The organism is Shewanella sp. P1-14-1 (assembly GCF_001401775.1).
Lineage (GTDB): Bacteria > Pseudomonadota > Gammaproteobacteria > Enterobacterales > Shewanellaceae > Shewanella > Shewanella japonica.
In genome coordinates, this window is sequence record NZ_LKTL01000051.1 from 1 (window position 1) to 4,188 (window position 4,188).

Annotated in this window: 4 protein-coding genes and 1 pseudogene; all 5 read right to left on the reverse strand. The window is 43.0% G+C overall.

The genetic code is table 11. From position 1 onward, the window contains the following. On the reverse strand, positions 1 to 90 hold a 90-nt coding region (locus AN944_RS20730; protein ID WP_021438671.1), incomplete at its 3' end, for a GTP-binding protein. A gap of 66 nt (positions 91 to 156) precedes the next feature. Next, a complete protein-coding gene (gene fusA / locus AN944_RS20735; protein WP_055026547.1) occupies positions 157 to 2,253 on the reverse strand; it encodes an elongation factor G in 2,097 nt (698 codons plus the stop codon). A 79-nt stretch (positions 2,254 to 2,332) separates the two neighbouring features. Continuing rightward, the gene (gene rpsG / locus AN944_RS20740) at positions 2,333 to 2,803 is read right to left on the reverse strand and encodes a 30S ribosomal protein S7 (RefSeq protein ID WP_055026548.1); all 471 of its coding nucleotides are present in this window, start codon (positions 2,801 to 2,803) and stop codon (positions 2,333 to 2,335) included. Positions 2,804 to 2,880: 77 nt separating this feature from the next. Beyond that, on the reverse strand, positions 2,881 to 3,255 hold the full coding sequence (rpsL, locus tag AN944_RS20745) for a 30S ribosomal protein S12 (protein WP_055026549.1): 375 nt from the start codon (positions 3,253 to 3,255) through the stop codon (positions 2,881 to 2,883). A gap of 178 nt (positions 3,256 to 3,433) precedes the next feature. Further along, positions 3,434 to 4,188, reverse strand: a pseudogene (locus AN944_RS20750) (DNA-directed RNA polymerase subunit beta'); the annotation flags it as partial.

Genomic DNA, 4,188 nt, shown 5'->3' on the forward strand with positions numbered 1-4,188 from the left:
TGCTGTTAGAGTAGTTTTACCATGGTCAACGTGACCAATTGTACCCACGTTTACGTGTGGTTTACTACGTTCAAATTTTTCTTTAGCCACGATATATTCCTTTCTTTTCAGAAGTGCTCGATTACGAGCTATATAACATTAGTTAAACACCTAAAATTAGGTGCGTGATTCAATTATCGCATTTGCAATGTTTGATGGTGCATCAGCGTACTTAGCAAACTCCATTGAGTATGAAGCACGCCCCTGAGTTGCACTACGCAAGTCAGTTGCATAACCAAACATTTCTGATAGTGGAACCGTTGCATGAATGATTTTAACACCACCCAAGCCATCGTCCATTCCATCAATAACACCACGACGTCGGTTTAAGTCACCTACTACATCGCCCATATTACTTTCAGGAGTGGTAATTTCCACTTTCATTGTTGGTTCTAGTAACACAGGGCTTGCTTCAAGCGCACCCTTTTTAAAGCCCATTGAACCAGCTATTTTGAAAGCCATTTCATTCGAGTCCACATCATGATATGAACCATCAAATAAAGTCACTTTCACATCGAGCATAGGATAACCGGCTAAAACACCGTTTTTCATTTGCTCTTGAATACCTTTGTCTACTGATGGGATGAATTCACGAGGAACTGCACCACCAACAATTTCATTGACAAATTCGTAGCCTGCACCGTCTTCTAACGGTTCAATCTTCAGCCATACGTGACCATATTGACCACGCCCGCCTGATTGACGTACGAACTTACCTTCAACTTCTACTGATGAGCGAATTGTTTCACGATAGGCAACCTGAGGTTTACCTACGTTACACTCGACATTAAATTCGCGACGCATACGGTCAACGATAATATCTAAATGTAATTCACCCATGCCAGAAATCAATGTTTGAGCTGACTCTTCATCAGTTTCCACTCTAAAAGAAGGATCTTCTGCAGCTAGCTTTTGTAGCGCAATCCCCATTTTATCTTGGTCTGCTTTAGAGCGAGGCTCAACGGCAATGGTAATAACAGGTTCTGGAAACTCCATTCGCTCTAGAATCACTTTGTGATCGTTTGCGCAAAGAGTATCGCCAGTTGTCACTTCTTTTAGACCAATCGCCGCTGCAATATCACCTGCACGAACTTCTTTAAGCTCAGTACGGTCATTTGCATGCATTTGTACAATCCGGCCAACACGTTCACGTTTCTGTTTAACAGAATTATAAACCGCTGCACCCGATTCTAGTACGCCTGAATATACACGGATAAAGGTCAAAGTTCCAACAAATGGGTCAGTCGCAATTTTAAACGCTAATGCAGCAAATGGTGCATTATCGTCTGATGGGCGCTCTACTTCATTTTCGTTCTCGTCAACACCCTTAATAGCAGGCACTTCGATAGGAGCAGGAAGGTAGTCAACAACCGCATCCAAAACCGCTTGAACACCTTTGTTCTTAAATGCAGAACCACAAGTTGCTAATACGATTTCGTTGTTAATTGTGCGCTGACGTAATGCTTGCTTAATATCTGCTTCTGGTAATGTGCCTTCTTCAAGGTACTTTTCCATCAGTTCATCAGATGCTTCAGCAGCACTTTCCACTAGATACTCATGCATATCTTCAGCCTTAGCTAAAAGATCTGCGGGAATTTCTTCATAAGTGAAAGTGGTTCCTTGATCTTCTTCAGACCAGTTAATCGCTTTCATCTTAATTAAATCAATAACCCCTTTGAAGTCCTCTTCTGCGCCAATATTCAATTGAATTGGAACACAAGTAGCACCTAAGCGATTACGGATTTGGTCGATAACACTATCAAAGTCAGCACCTGCACGGTCCATCTTATTGACGAACACCATACGAGGTACTTCATACTTGTTGGCTTGACGCCATACAGTCTCTGATTGAGGCTCTACGCCTGATGAACCGCAGAAAACAACTACAGCGCCATCTAGTACACGTAATGAACGCTCAACCTCAATAGTGAAGTCGACGTGACCAGGGGTATCGATGATATTAATACGATGTTCAGTGAATTGAGCTTCCATACCACGCCAAAAGGTCGTTACTGCAGCAGAAGTGATAGTAATACCACGTTCTTGCTCCTGTACCATCCAATCTGTCGTAGCAGCGCCGTCATGCACCTCACCGATTTTATGAGACAAACCGGTATAGAACAGAACACGTTCTGTTGTGGTAGTTTTACCTGCATCCACATGAGCAACAATACCAATATTACGGTAACGCTCAATTGGGGTTGTACGAGCCACTATTTATACCCTCTCAACTAAAGTTATCACTTTAGAAAATATCAACAATATGGAGCGGGCTAATGCCCGCTCCATCAAATTACCAACGGTAATGAGCAAAGGCTTTGTTAGCTTCAGCCATGCGATGCACGTCTTCACGCTTCTTAACAGCAGTACCTTTGTTTTCAGATGCATCTAGCATTTCACCTGCTAGACGTAGAGCCATAGATTTTTCACCACGCTTGCGAGCAGCTTCAACTAACCAGCGCATCGCTAGTGCGTTACGACGCACTGGACGAACTTCACATGGTACTTGATAAGTAGAACCACCAACACGACGAGATTTAACCTCGACTGAAGGGCGAACATTATCAAGAGCTGCTTCAAGGATAGTTAGATGATCTTCGCTTTTCTTTTCAGCGACAACATCTAATGCCTTGTAGATAATTTTTTCAGCAGTTGACTTTTTACCGTCAACCATAATGACGTTGATGAACTTAGCCAGCAACTCACTTTTAAACTTTGGATCTGGTAGGATTTTACGTTGTCCTACAACGCGACGTCTTGGCATAACAATTCTCCGTATGCTTCAGGTATTTCCAAAACTGGAATATTTTTAACTAGCTTGGCCTTACTTAAACGGACAAGTTATGACTTAGGACGCTTAGCACCGTACTTAGAACGGCCTTGGCGACGAGCACTAACGCCAGCACAATCTAATGCACCGCGGATAGTGTGGTAACGCACACCCGGTAAGTCTTTAACACGACCGCCACGGATTAGAATTACACTATGTTCCTGCAAGTTGTGACCTTCACCACCGATGTACGAAGTAACTTCGAAACCGTTAGTTAAGCGAACACGTGCTACTTTACGTAGAGCAGAGTTAGGTTTTTTAGGTGTTGTAGTGTACACACGAGTACAAACACCACGTTTTTGTGGACACGCATTTAACGCTGGCACATTAGTCTTTTCGACTTTTGGCGAGCGTGGCTTACGTACCAACTGGTTTACAGTTGCCATGAATAGCTCCGTTCAGTTGAATAATCTCAACAATTTTGTGTGAAAAATCTATATCCCACTATGATGGGACGCGAAAGTTTAGAAAGGTATTGGCCAACTGTCAAGAAATAGACAACTTTTCGTGCAATTCCCAATAAAAAAGGCGCCAAAGGCGCCTTTTTTTAACATAACGTTTACTTTAGTCGGCACTTCCGGCCAAGTTAAGTAAGTCAGCTAAGTTCTTCTCTGCTTCACTTGCAGTGATAACCGGTGCTTCTACACCTTCATCTTTAACATTAGCACGCGCTTCGTTACGAGCATTGTGATATGCATAACCTGTACCTGCAGGGATTAGACGACCAACGATTACGTTTTCTTTCAGACCACGTAATTGGTCACTCTTACCACCTACAGCAGCTTCTGTAAGTACACGAGTCGTTTCTTGGAACGATGCCGCTGAGATGAACGATTCAGTAGCCAAAGAAGCTTTGGTAATACCTAGTAATTCACGCTCGAACTTCGCAGGTGCTTTACCTTGAGCTTCAAGCTCACGGTTAGCAATCTTCACGCGAGATACTTCAGCTTGTTCACCGACTAAGAAGTTCGAATCACCTGCATCAGTGATTAGACACTTACGAAGCATTTGGCGAATGATAACCTCAATGTGCTTATCATTGATTTTTACACCCTGTAGACGGTAAACGTCTTGGACTTCATCAACAATATAGTTAGCAACATGATGGATACCACGTAAACGTAGAATATCGTGTGCAGCTTCTGGGCCGTCAGCGATAACTTCACCACGTTCAACTTTTTCACCTTCGAACACGTTAAGGTTACGCCATTTAGGGATCATTTCTTCGTAATGATCACCACCATCAGCTGGGCTGATAACTAAACGAACCTTACCTTTAGTCTCTTTACCAAACGAGATGGTACCTGAGATTTCAGCAA